The organism is Aquimarina algiphila (genome assembly GCF_947494415.1).
GTDB lineage: Bacteria > Bacteroidota > Bacteroidia > Flavobacteriales > Flavobacteriaceae > Aquimarina > Aquimarina algiphila.
In genome coordinates, this window is sequence record NZ_CANLVC010000010.1 from 252,389 (window position 1) to 264,814 (window position 12,426).

The 12,426-nt window shown below is 31.3% G+C and carries 7 protein-coding genes; 6 read left to right on the forward strand and 1 reads right to left on the reverse strand.

The window, feature by feature from the left end:
* The first annotated feature begins 187 nt into the window (after window positions 1-187).
* From PQF96_RS24685 to PQF96_RS24705, 5 genes are all read left to right on the forward strand, one after another.
* Window positions 188-4,096: a hybrid sensor histidine kinase/response regulator transcription factor gene (locus PQF96_RS24685; RefSeq protein WP_271769299.1), complete on the forward strand. Its 3,909-nt coding sequence runs from the start codon at window positions 188-190 to the stop codon at window positions 4,094-4,096.
* Window positions 4,097-4,293: 197 nt separating this feature from the next.
* A complete protein-coding gene (locus PQF96_RS24690) occupies window positions 4,294-5,226 on the forward strand; it encodes an alpha/beta hydrolase (protein WP_271769302.1) in 933 nt (310 codons plus the stop codon).
* A 70-nt stretch (window positions 5,227-5,296) separates the two neighbouring features.
* Complete coding sequence (locus PQF96_RS24695) at window positions 5,297-7,318, forward strand: serine hydrolase (RefSeq protein ID WP_271769305.1); 2,022 nt, start codon at window positions 5,297-5,299, stop codon at window positions 7,316-7,318.
* A gap of 53 nt (window positions 7,319-7,371) precedes the next feature.
* Window positions 7,372-8,817 (forward strand): hypothetical protein, encoded by a 1,446-nt coding sequence (locus tag PQF96_RS24700; RefSeq protein WP_271769308.1) that lies wholly within the window; start codon window positions 7,372-7,374, stop codon window positions 8,815-8,817.
* Window positions 8,818-8,965: 148 nt separating this feature from the next.
* Complete coding sequence (locus PQF96_RS24705) at window positions 8,966-9,832, forward strand: M12 family metallopeptidase (protein ID WP_271769312.1); 867 nt, start codon at window positions 8,966-8,968, stop codon at window positions 9,830-9,832.
* A 352-nt stretch (window positions 9,833-10,184) separates the two neighbouring features.
* On the opposite strand, the gene PQF96_RS24710 is transcribed toward PQF96_RS24705, so the two are convergent.
* Entirely contained in the window at window positions 10,185-11,435 is a 1,251-nt protein-coding gene (locus tag PQF96_RS24710; RefSeq protein WP_271769315.1) for a site-specific integrase, read from the reverse strand.
* Between the two features lie 457 nt (window positions 11,436-11,892).
* Here PQF96_RS24710 and PQF96_RS24715 point away from each other — a divergent pair, with 457 nt between their 5' ends.
* Window positions 11,893-12,213 (forward strand): hypothetical protein, encoded by a 321-nt coding sequence (locus tag PQF96_RS24715; protein WP_271769317.1) that lies wholly within the window; start codon window positions 11,893-11,895, stop codon window positions 12,211-12,213.
* The last annotated feature ends 213 nt before the right edge of the window (window positions 12,214-12,426 follow it).

Below are 12,426 nucleotides of genomic sequence, written 5' to 3' on the forward strand. Positions count from 1 at the left end.
ATAAATGTTATCAATTCATGTACTTTTGCCATTTTACTGAATGGTATTTTTCTTTTTGTTGATACTTTAAACCTAGTAGGAATACATATTTATACAGGAAAAGATATGCACTTGTTTATCTTTTTTCTAATAAATCTTCCTAATATTCAATATATTAATCAAATTATAATTCTAAAAATTAATATAAATGAAATACATAAATATTGTATTAACATTTAATATGTGTTTTTTAGTTTTTGCTCAAGAACAAAATTCATACTATGTAAGACACTATGATATTTTTAATGGTTTATCAAACAACTGGATATCAGATGTTTTTCAGGATCATGAGGGTTTTATCTGGTGTGCTACTCAGAATGGGCTAAATAGATTTGATGGTAACGATTTTACGCCCTATACTTACAGACCTGGAGATTCAACAAGTCTTAACGCCAATTGGGTAAGATCGATCATTCAACTAGACAATGAACATTTTTTTTTAGGCACTCACGGCAAGGGTATAAATCAAATGGACCCGTATTTAGAAACATTCTCTAATCCATTATCCCAACTTAAAAACAAAGAGAAAATTGTTGTTGTGAATAAATTGGTTAAGGATACAGAGAAAAATCTTTGGATTTCCTCCTCAAGCGGTACTTTTTTTTATAACCATGAACGTAAAGTCCTAAAAAAATTATATGAATATAGAACTTTAGATATTTCTGTACATAATGATACTTCTCTTCTGGCAGCAACACCTAAAGGTATATTCACTATAGAAAAGGACAGTACATATCAATTCCCGTTATTAAAAAATAAAAAAGTTACTTCTATTTTTAGAATAAAAAAAGACAGTGTCTTAGCGACCACTGATACTGCTTTATATCTTCTAAAAAAAATAAAGAATAAATGGTATCGTGAGAATTTACCATTTAAAACTACAATTGTTTCCAATAATAATTCAAGATCATTTATTTTTAAAGATAAGGCCGATCAAATTTGGGTTAATGGAGGAAAATGGATTTGGAAATACTCTACTGACCTTCAATCGTATGAACGTTTTGAAATATCTTCATTATTAAATTTAAATAGTTCTGATAGGTTAACTGCACATTGTATGTTTCAGGATCACGAAGATAATTATTGGATAGGAACCAATCTGGGTTTATTTCAACTTATCCAACATAAAGCTTTTAGGCATCCAATCTTGAAATCGTTCGAAGAGTGTCTTGGCGGAGTTCGAGAAATCGTAGAATGTAATGATCAAGTTTGGTTTGCAATTCCTGAAGGTTTATATGTATGGGAAAAAGAAAAAATCAAGAAACCTCGTTTATTGTATGAAAAGAAAATAAATTCTATGCATTGCGCTAGTAATGGTTTTCTGTATGCGGTAGTTAATAAAAGTTTAGAGAAAATACATTTATTAAAAATTAATACTACTACCAAAGCAATTGAAAATATTTTTATTCCATTACCATCCTCTGTCTGTTGGAAGATTGTAGAAGACAAAAATAAACGCTTATGGATCGCGGAATGGAATAGTATAGTCACTTATGATCTAAAAGGTCAGAATTATTTTGAAGTTTCCCTAACGAAAAACCATGAAGATCTTAAGCTCCGAATTATAGATTTATTTATAGATAATGAAGATAACCTTTGGATAGGCACTATGAGTGAAGGGCTTATAAAAATCTCTAACATTAGTAATCATGATGAAAATAAAAACCCTGTATATCAACAATTTCTCTATGACAAAAATGATCCCTATAGTATAAGTTCTAATTTAATTCAATCTATTCATCAAAGCAAGAATGGTAAATTATGGATAGGAACAGATGGAGGCTTAAATTGTTTTGATCCTCTAAGCAATAAATTTCAACGTTTTCTAAGAAGTGATGAAATGCCTGATGATAAAATTCTAAATATAACCAGCAGCAAAAATGGAACTCTTTGGCTGAGTACGATCAGTCATGGAGTTACTTCCTTTGAACCAGATAAAGAAAAATACCATACATATACCTCTCGAGATGGTTTGTATGATAACTCTATGTTATTGAGTTCTATCTTTCAAAACGAAAATGGATACATATGGATGGGTAGTACCAGTGGTTTGCTGTATTTCCATCCTGACGAGGTGACACTACAATCTATAATTCAGCCTAATTTAGTTTGGCTATCTTATACCAAACACCAATCTAATACATTACAAGTCTTCCGTTTTCCTTCAAAAGAAATCACTAAACAGAATCCGATTAAGATCACTCCGATTGATCAGAGTATCACTTACCAATTTTCTACATTAACATATAAAGAACCAAAAAAAACCCGATATAGATTCCGGTTAGAGGGGTACCATAAAAATTGGTTACCTGTTCAGAAAAGCGGAATGTTTACAATATCTAATATCCCTAAAGGTTCATATAAGTTAATGGTAGAAGCATTTTCCATTGACGATAGTTGGCATGTTGACCATCCTCCTATTCATATTCAGGTAATCCCAACATGGTATCAAACAAATTTGGCATATGCATTATATGTATTAAGCATAGTAATGCTACTATTTACAGGGTATTTTTTACAATTAAGAAGAAAAACAGCACTTTCTGAGAAAGAATATATGCAAGAATTATCACAAAAAAAGACACGATGGTTTAATCAGATTGCACACGAATTTAGAACACCGTTAACCGTTATACTAGGTGCTATAGACCAAATTAGGCATAAATTAAATAGTTCATCTATTTATCAAAATGACAAACATCTTACACAAATACAAAATCAGACTAAGCACTTGTCCAAACAAGTAGGTCAAATTCTGGAAATTGCCCAAATGAAAGATAGTCAACTAGTGTTACATTATACTACAGGAGATTTTATCTCCTTTCAGAAATATCTATTACGGTCTTTTTCTTCATTAGCAGAATCTAATAAAATACAACTTAAGTTTTCTTCGCCAAAAGAGATGTTGTATATCTCATATGATGAGGATAAATGGCAGAAAGCCACAACAAACCTTATATCTAACGCTATTAAATACACTAAAAAAGGAGGATATGTAGTAGTCACTGCTGATTTTGTGCATTTAAGATCGCAACCTATGATTCAGCTTTCTGTAAGGGATACAGGGATAGGTATATCTCCTAAATTTATATCACAGTTATTTGAACCTTTTTCTCGAGAGCAAATAAGTACGGTTAAAGGAATAGGTTTAGGTCTAGCATTAACCAAGGAGCTTGTAGAATTGATGGGAGGGAATATTACTGTAAAAAGTGAAGTAGGGAATGGAAGTGTTTTTACTATACAGGTCCCTGCAACAGAAATAGACTCTAAGCCACAAACTTTAAATAAAACAAGTGTTCAAATCATAGAAGGAATACCTCAACCATTGATCCTAATAGCCGAAGATCATCAGGAAGTCAACACATACATTCAGTTTTGTTTAAAATCTACCTACCGGTTACTCTCTGCAACCAATGGTAGTGATGCCTGGGAATTATGTCAAGAACATATCCCTGATCTGGTTATTTCTGATGTAATGATGCCAAAGTGGGATGGATTGCAATTAGGTAAAGTTATGCGAGAACATATAGCCACTAATCACATTCCAATTGTTTTATTAACAGCAAAAACTAATCATGGTGATAAGTTAGAAGGACTAAACATAGGAGCTGATGCTTATCTGACTAAACCATTTGATAGAGATGAATTGTTGATAAGAGTGAATCATTTGATTGATAATCGAAATAAATTACGAGAAAAGTACCAACAAGGCAATTTCTACGCAAGTTCTAATAATAAAAATATTGATGCTTTTATACAATCAGTTATGGAAGTGGTCCGTGAAAACATGGATAATGATGAATTTAATATTCCTAAACTAGCAGATAAATTACATATCAGTAGAGTACACTTATTCAGGAAAATTAAAAACTTAACAGGTATGTCTCCTACTAAATTAGTCCGAGGTATACGATTACAACATGCGCGAAACTTATTGAGCAAAAAAGAACTGACTATTGCAGAAATAGCATATCAAACTGGCTTTAAAGATCCCGCATATTTTACCAGAGTCTATATAGAAGAATTCGGAAAAACTCCTTCGCAATCCAGAAATTAATCTTCTTCCCCCTACATTTTATTGTATTTGTAACCATAATACAAGTTTTGGTAACCTGAGTACAATACGCTTAATCCATTATCCAATACCTTGCGGTTGTATTAAAACTATAGATGTTAATAATACTTTCTTTTTATTAAAGAATCTACTCCCTAATTAACTTTATCAGGTTTTCCTTTTTTTTAAAATTAAATAAGATGATTAAAATATTCTCAATATTGATTTGCTTTCTTCTATTGTTCTATTCTTGCCATACGGATGATGCATTCATTTTAAATGAATTAGAAAAATCGAATAAAGTCACGGTACAAACTTCATTAAAGAAAACCATATCATATGCATCTATACCTGGAATAGATAATAACCTTTTAAGCTTGGATATTTACTATACTAGTTCTATAGATAAGAAAAAACCTATTATTGTTTATGTTCATGGAGGTGGTTGGATTTTTGGTGATAAAAACAATAAAATCCAGAATAAAGTATCACTATTTCAATCACAAAATTGGCTTTTCATAAGTCTTAATTATAGGCTGAGTCCATTTCCTTTTCAATTGGCTAATCCAAATAGAGTGAAATATCCCGATCATAATAATGATGTAGCCGATGCTATAAAATGGATTTATGACAACATTGACCAATATGGTGGAAATCAAGAAAAAATAATCCTTTTGGGACATAGTGCTGGAGCACATTTGGTATCGTTAATAGGTACAAATAAAAGTTTTTTAGAAAAAAGAGGAGTATCACCTTCCGTTATTAGAGGAATAGCCTCTATCGATACAGAAGGATACAACGTTTTAGAACAAATAACGAATAGTAAATATGTAAACCGCCTATACATTAATGCATTTGGTATAAATCAATCTCAGCATATAGATGCTTCACCAATATATAATCTTAAATATAATACTACGTATCCAAGTTTTTTTATTGCAAAAAGAGGTTCTATTGAGAGAAAAGCAATTGCGGATCAGTTTATTGATGCATTAAAAAATGTTTCTATTTCGGTTTCTCAAATCGATGGAAGTATGTATACACATTCTGAGATCAATGATGCAATTGGTAAAGAAAATGAAACTATTATTACCCCTTCATTACTTGATTTTATAAAAAATACAGTTGAATAAATTGCCCCCTAAAGAAAAATATTCCCCATTTAGTCTAGTCAATTCATAACTTTTAAAACTCACTATAAAAATGAAGAAAGTAACATTAATTCTAGTACTGGTATATATCAGTATGGGATTTACCAAAGTAAGTAATAAAACAGCACACGAGAACATATCCTCTTCTTTTGTTTTTAATGATGCCTTGTTTAAGGAAGTAGTGCATCAAAAATTATTTAAAAAAGTAAAAGGATATTCTATAGTTGTTGGGAATAAAAAAGAGATACAAGCCAATGTTTCTTATGGTTGGGCAAGAATACCAGGTGATGGAAATTTACCTATGAAAACAGATGTTGCATCAGGAATTGGTTCTGTTTTTAAAACTATATCAGCAGTAGCCTTATTAAATATTTTTAGTCGTCATATCCATTCCTCTAAAACGGTACAAGAACAATTAGATATGAATATAATTCATCAACTTCCTGATAGATGGAAAACTAAATTTATGGGAACGGGGATCGAAAAAATTTCATACAGAGATTTACTTACTCATAAAACAGGAATCAGTAAAGATGCTAAAGCGATTGAAAAGGCAAAGAATGCTGGATATGTCTATGAGAAAGGATTTTATCATTATCTCAATATGTCATATGGGTTTAAAAAATCAAATGTAGGAATTAAAAGAAAATATGAGAATACTAATATAGGGCTTTTAGTCTGGTTAATTCCCTCATTAGCATATCCTGAGGAAACAAAGAAGATCCAGAATAAATATAACAGTAGTAATGACCCTAAAATACACTCTCAGAAAATGGTGGTAGAATATGCAGCATTATATGAGAAATATGTAAGAGCGTATATTTTCAACAAAGTAAATCCAAAAATGAGGCCTATATATAAACCAACAAACAACATTAAATATGCTAAATCATATAATGCTGATGGTTCTTCACAAGTCATTAATAAATCCCACGCACATACTCAAGGAGGATGGATGGTTTCTGCACAAGATTACGCAAATTTTGCCAGAACTTTTTATCATACTAATACATTCTTTGGCCCTGTAACCAGGGCTTCACTTTATATCGATGACACAAAGGAAACAAGGGATGATATGATCGTGTTTTCTGGTCAGAAATTTGACAATAGATTTAAAGATAAAACAAACTATTATCCCTCTCATAATGGAGCAGAAGGTCAATATAGAGCTGTATTTACAATACTTCCTAATGATCATTATGCCATCATTATGGTAAATAGTACTATACTAGAGAATAGAAATGGCGAGCAGAAGGATATTACTAATAAGGTGATAAAAGAAGTAGTTTTTGATGCTTTCTATAAAGCTACCAAAGGGAAGCCTATTAGCCTAATCAGACATGGTATTTCTGAAACTGCATACTATAGAATTTTAAAAGTAATGGATAAAGAAGGAAGCGCTGTAAAATATGCAGATTTCTATAAGGTCAATGGAAAAATATATGTCAATGCTATTTTTAAACCTGCTATAAAAAAATGGCTTTCAAGGCATGATCTTTCTGCCTCTGAATATCAAAAAGTCTTTGATGAATATTGGAATAAGGGGTACCGACCAATCCATATTGATACATATAATAAAAACAACCAGATTAAATATTCTATTATTATGGAAAAGACTAATGTTACAGATTACAAAGCTTTTCATAATAAGTCACTTACTGTTTTTAAACAAAAATTAGAGCATTATAAAAATAATGGATATGCTCCTGTGAGTATTACATGTAGTTCTAATGGTACTAACAAAATATTCGCAGCTTCCTTTAAGAAGATATCAGATTCTAATTGGGACGTAAAACATTCCTTACCTATTTCAGAACTGAAACCAACAATAGATGATATGGAAAGTAAAGGCATGATCCCTGTATTTGTAAATGCTTATCCCCATAAAGGTAAAAACTACTGCATTGCCATTTTTAAAAAGAAACAACAAAAATATACATATTCTGTAGGCAGAGGGCCTGTAAAGTATCAAGAAGTATTTGATAAAAATAGTGAAGAAGGCTATGCCTTAAAATCAATTACAGGGTATAGTGAAGGAACAAAACACCGATTTGCCGCACTGTGGTGGAAATAAATAAACATAGTATTAATAATTTTTCAAACATTAACTTTTAAAACCGTACCATTATGAAAACAATTAAAATCATAAACATCATTTTTATTGTATTTAGTTTACTCTCTTGTGAGCAAACTGATCTATTGACCTATGAAGCTATACAGCAATCTACTGAAAAAGAAAAAAGTATCTCATTAATTTTAGAAAACCAAAACAAACTTTCTTTTATTAATTATGACGACAACGAGGTTTTTATACTTGAGGAAAGTGATTGTTCTAATTGTTCTGCTCTGGATAATCTAGCTTCTCTTTCAAAAAAAGATTGGTCCGAAGCCGAGATTTTTTGGGCATTGTCAAAAACAGGACAAAGAGTTCCTGCATTCTTACAAACAGGACAAAATGTTGGAAAAACATTTGCTAAGCCTCAGGGATGGGCAAGAGACCAAGTCCAGACCTCTATCAATAAAGGTATTGAAAACCCTGGACCAAGTACTGTAGTTGCATGTAAAAACAGTGAGTTCACCAGCTCTATTGCAGGAGGTTTTTTAGGAAATCCTGAATTTGTGAGACTAGACAAAAAACCAATTAATTACGCTAGTTTTAAAAATGATTGTAGTAACTTATCTGATGCTATGTGTCAAAAAGGAAAACGATATCGTTATTCAGCCACTTTTAAAAATATTAAAAAATGGAGAGGAAAAATATGTGCAAAATCTATTCAAAATTCAAACAATGATCACTACCTCTCTAATATACTATGTCTGAATCCTCCATGTACAGGATATCGGGGTCCTAAATTATATTTTGAATTTAAAAAAGATGGAGTTTGGAAACCAATCGACGCATCAATTAAAGAAGGCATAGAAATACCTGCAAATAAGCGTAAGACATATGGATTTTATAAAAATGCATCAAAGAAAAGATCGTTTAGAATTAGAGTGAAAAATGCAATGAAACTGGATGAGTTTGATTTTATGATGGATAAAAAAGCAAATGAAGGAGGAGGAACCCCCACTCCTGGAGGAGGAGGAGATGTGATTCCAGATTATGTTAGTATTAATGATGAAGGTAAAATAATTATTGACTTTATTAATATTCCTGATGATTCCCCGAGCCCACAAATAAGTATTGATTGGCAAGCACTAAAGGACAACAATCCTGATTATAATTATCACGATAATGAAGGAAATATTATTCTTCCTGAAAATTTTTGCGGAATCAAAGTAACACATGCAGTTAGTTTTAAATGGCTTGATAAAAACGGAAATATCATAAACAATGAGATGTTTAATAGAGTAAATAAACTAAGTAACTATGGAGAATACGGTTCATTCTATGTAAATGAAGGTATTGGTTTTAAAGGCCCGTTGGATAATTGCAAGGATAACAATTCTAATTGGTACTTCAAATTCCCGTTAACACATACTACTGAAGGAGAAGCTACAATTTTTGAAGAACCTCTAAAACTTGTTATAGAGGGTGTAGATTCTAGTTCAAAGATTACTTTTTTAGAATAAAATTTATCTTTCCCTAGCAACATTTGGGATATAGATTACCTCTCCATTACTTGAACTCAATAAAAATACTGTTTACCCCACTTTATGTAATAGAAAATCTATTACATAAAGTGGGGTAAACTAATTATCAACATTAAAATTCAAAATCGTGAAAAATCTAAAATTAAAATTCATTTCAATAATTTCAACAATCATTCTCGTTTTTACGTGTATAAATTGCCAAAAAGGAAATATACGTGAAGAGGCCGCAGAAAATTTATTGAACTCTCCTGCAGCCGCAGAAATCTATACAGGTTTACCAAGGGGAAAACAAGTCATTCAGAAATATTTTGGTAAGGATGTTACCTTTGAGGAAATTAATGGAGAATACCTATTGGGGGATATCATATTTACCGAAGAACAAGTTACAAAATCTAACAATATCAATGCTAAAGGAACTATAATAAAAACGATGGTTAAACATTGGCCTAAAGTGGGAAACAATTATGAAGTTCCTTATACCATTGATGATGATTTACCTAATATAAATAGGGTTTTGTCAGCTATTGCTCACTGGGAAGCACACACTAAACTTAGGTTTGTTTTGAGAAGAGACAATCAACCAGATTATATTCGTTTTCGTAGAAGTGATGATATGTGTAAGTCATCAATAGGAAAAAAAGGAGGTGTACAAAGTATATTTTTAGCCGATGCTTGTACTATAGGAAATACTATTCATGAAATGGGACATGCAATTGGTTTGTTCCATGAACAATCACATCCTAAATACAATAATTATATCACTGTAAATTACCAAAATATAAATCCAGATTATTATGGTAATTTTTATCCTCAAGCTCCTTCATCAGTGAGAACCAATAAATTCAATTTTAAGTCTATAATGATGTATGGGTCTTATTTTTTTTCTAAAAATGGATTGCCTACTATTGTAAGAAAAGATGGGAGTACATTTTCTGTTCAAAGAGATAAGCCTAGTGGTAGAGATATCAAAATTGTGAATAAAATTTATAACTAAATTTATTTCTTATTTGAAAAATCATCGTCAAAGACGATTGTAAAGTCTTAAAGTCTTAGCTATTTTTTAGGTTTGCCCTCTTAAACTTTTTAAGATGAGAAAATAGAGGTAACCGTTTGGTAAACTAAGGATATACAATACGTGGTTTACCAAACGGTTACCCCTAAAATTTCACGCCTATATTAAATCGAAAAAATGGAAGACAGACAACTGGCAAACGATTGCGAAGATTTTTGTGAAAAACGATTTTAAATTGGAAGAACCGAAAATGACAAGTCCAATTTCTGGCTATGTAAATAAATTAAAAAGTAAAGAGGATATAGACTACTGATAATGACTTGTAAAAATCAAGTCAGAAATTAATAATACTATCTAAAGCTGTATCAGTATCTTTATGAATAAAGTTTGCCTGATATCTTATAGTTGTTGTTACTGAAGAGTGTCTATATAGTTTTTGTAGCATTTGAATAGGAATTTTATCCCCTGAAATATTTCCAAAACTATGTCGGGCAATATGCATACTCATATTCTTTTTGATGTCTAAATGTTTTGCTACTCGCTTTAGTGCTCTATTCAGATTTCTTGTTACAGATTGTGTTCTTACCGAAACTTCTTCAGCGTTCTTCAAATTAGTATGTTCAAGATATGGAAATATAAGGTCGTTTAGTGTCTGTAATTTTCGATAGATAGTAAATATTGTTTTGGCTTTTTCTGGAATCTTTAAAGAAACAAGCTTGCTGTTTTTGTCCATTCTGTAAAGTAAACGACCATCGACCAAATCCGACCATTTTAATTGTAAGACATCCCCAATTCGAATACCTGCAAAATAGAAACTAATGAGCCAAACATCAACGGCATTCTGTTGTGCTTCCGAAAGATTATTAGCAGCTTCAAGCTTCTGAATTTCTTCTTTATTCAATCCTATTTTTTGAGATTCTGGAATGCGAATCGTCACTTTGCCTTTTCCAAATGGATAGCGACCTCTGTCAACTATGGATTCGCTAATAGCGAGATTGTAGATTGTCCTAATCAAGATTAAATAATTAACCGCAGTTCTTGGTGAACGCTTCTGATTTTCTAAGAGATAACCCTCAAAGCGCTTAAGCAAGGAAGGAGTTAATTTACTGAACGAAAGTTCGTCTTGTCTTAAAAACGCTTTAAACTTTTTTAAACGACCAACCTCAGTATCGTATTGATGATGTTTGTTTCTGCCCTTTAGATTTTCAAGATGAATATTAGCTACAGCAAAGAAATCTAATTCCTTTTTAACAATCACATTATTGCGAATTTCAGAAACCGTTTGATATTCGGTTTTCATTTCGGCTTCAAGTGTTTTACGGTTGGCTTCCGCCACCTTACTTAAGATATAGTTATTTATAGCATTACTATTAGGGTGTGATTTTCTAACTGCTCTATTTCTATCATCCCAAAATTTTTCATTAATGTATTGACCTGTGCTTACGAATGTACTTTTTCTGTCTTTGGTAATACGAATTGCAATTGGACATAGACCAGCCTTGTTTTTCTTCTTCCTTAAAACTGCTCTTACCGTTGCCATATTAAAACCTCTAGATTGTAAAGATACAAATTTTGGGTACAACATAGGTACAACATTTTATGGTTTTATATGATATTATTTGATATCAAACAGTATTTTTTAAAATATAATTAATTGATATTCAGTATATTTATGTTAATTTGATACATAAGGGTAAAATACTCATAACCCGAAGGTCACAGGTTCGAGTCCTGTTTCCGCTACTAAGTAAAAGCTTCAGGAAATTTCTGAAGCTTTTTTTATTGCTAATATTTTAATAAGACTTGACAGGACGAGAAGTTTATCCTGAGCCCTTCGACTAAGCTCAGGATAAACGAGGTACGAGTCGAAGGGAGTCCTGTTCCCGCTACTATTGAATTTAAACCCTTGTGAATGTAGATGTTTACAAGGGTTTATGTTTTCTTTAAATAAATAATAATCTATCAAATTTGTACGAAATTTAGTCCTTTCTTTTTCTAGAATTTAAAAGAGGACTAAATCTATGTTTTATCACTATATTTGTATGATGAAAATAGGTTTTTGGAAAAATACTATTACACTCTTTTTTCTTTCTGCTTTTCTTTTTCTAAGAATTGCAAATTTTCACTCTTTCTCTCATCTCAACGAAGATGAAGAAGATGTTCAACACTGTGAACTATGTGATTTAATCACACAATCTAATTCTAATACTTTAGACTTTTGTCCAGATTCGCCCAGTATTCCTGAACAAAATATTAGTAATGTTTTTAATCTAAATGAGTTTGGTTATTACACTTCACCCGCGATTAAAGTACTTTATTTTGAAAATTTTTATAACAAACCACCTCCTGGTATTATTATATAAAGGAAAAGTACAATTTCCAATAGTTAAAAATTAAAGACTGCGGATACCTGTGGCTGATAGACATATGTCTAATTGCTATCAGGAATTAGGTTTTCTATTTGATTTAACTTTTCCCTTTATGTTTCCTAGATAGAACAAGTAAAATATCCTTCAACTTGCTTTGACTTCGATTAATGAAAGTAATTTGAAATTTTAAAGAGGATTAAACACTTT

What these genes read in the sequence shown, in the direction of transcription:
- PQF96_RS24685 (WP_271769299.1), top strand. Translation starts at nt 188, where the DNA reads ATGAAATACATAAATATTGTATTAACATTTAATATGTGTTTTTTAGTT.
- PQF96_RS24690 (WP_271769302.1), top strand. Translation starts at nt 4,294, where the DNA reads ATGATTAAAATATTCTCAATATTGATTTGCTTTCTTCTATTGTTCTAT.
- PQF96_RS24695 (WP_271769305.1), top strand. Translation starts at nt 5,297, where the DNA reads ATGAAGAAAGTAACATTAATTCTAGTACTGGTATATATCAGTATGGGA.
- PQF96_RS24700 (WP_271769308.1), top strand. Translation starts at nt 7,372, where the DNA reads ATGAAAACAATTAAAATCATAAACATCATTTTTATTGTATTTAGTTTA.
- PQF96_RS24710 (WP_271769315.1), bottom strand. Translation starts at nt 11,435, where the DNA reads ATGTTGTACCCAAAATTTGTATCTTTACAATCTAGAGGTTTTAATATG.
- PQF96_RS24715 (WP_271769317.1), top strand. Translation starts at nt 11,893, where the DNA reads ATGATGAAAATAGGTTTTTGGAAAAATACTATTACACTCTTTTTTCTT.